The organism is Bacillus sp. 05T31 (assembly GCF_056396725.1).
Map to the genome: position 1 here is coordinate 1 of NZ_JBFTMA010001010.1, position 1,134 is coordinate 1,134.

The following is a 1,134-nucleotide window of genomic DNA, read 5'->3' on the forward strand; positions in this document are numbered from 1 at the left end:
ATCTACAACACATTATGAACCCAATTAAAAAGGGGAGCCTAACAACCATAACTAACATATAATAAGTTTATTACTTTTTACTAGTTAACATAATATATATTATACGAAGTTGTATAGAGTAAGTGTTTACCTGTATCAAAAACCAAGTAAACTATACTTAATGAGACGAAACGGGTATTTTTAATGAGATTCACATAAAATCTTATCTAAATGAATTTCTACAGTTTTTATCGTTTATTTTGCTATAAATTAATCTCAGCAAATCTTAATCGATTAATTATCGTTTAACGAGTCAAAAATAATTTTGATTCGCACGGAATTTTTTTTATGCGAAATAAATTTTTCTATACAAATGATAAATTTCATTTTATGTTTTGCTTTATAGATTTATTGCTAATTACATATGTTTTATTATTTTATATTTTTGTTGTTATTTCTTTTATTTACGCTTGACTTTCATTGTATTCTTCATTCTAGTTAACATAACGTTTATTTTTAACGTAAAAAAATCCTCCTCACCTTCAGGAAGATTTCTTTTGCTAGCTAGTAATCCATTTATCTATTTTTAGTAACAATCCCAATTGTAAATAACATTGGAAAAATCTAGATTTAATAAATCGTCTTTCTTTATAAAGAAATTAGCAACACCAGAATCTCCCCACATAATATTTAATGAATCATCTGTATCGATTTGCAGCAATAATATATCATGTTGCTGGTATTTTTCTTCCCATTCCCTYGGATCTGTCTGTGTGAAAAATGGATAACCRCCAATTTTATGCCCTTGATCTTYRYATARATCATCATACAGTTCGCCTAATTYTGTWTTATTTTTTTCATCAACAATTTCTTCCCAATCAATTTCCTCACTAAACATCTTTTCAAATCGATAATCCCTTGATGTTACGGGCTGATAACCCAATTCAAACTTTAATTTCGCTGCTTCAGGTATGATAAAGTTCTCTAATTCTGAAGTGTTTAAATAACTAAAATCAGTAATAACCTTATTTAAATCTTCTATAATTGTAGAATGATAAATAATTCGAAAGTCTTTTTGGATTGTTGGATGATCAAAATCTGCTCCGTAAAGCTCATCTTCAGCACTTACGAAAAACTGTAGCATACCCTTTTGAG

At 27.8% G+C, this 1,134-nt stretch carries 1 protein-coding gene; it reads right to left on the bottom strand.

Annotated elements, in window-relative coordinates:
* Positions 1-565: 565 nt before the first annotated feature.
* Positions 566-1,134, bottom strand: a 569-nt coding sequence (locus AC1DJR_RS30795; protein WP_477004347.1) for a YwqG family protein, incomplete at its 5' end; no start/stop codon positions are given.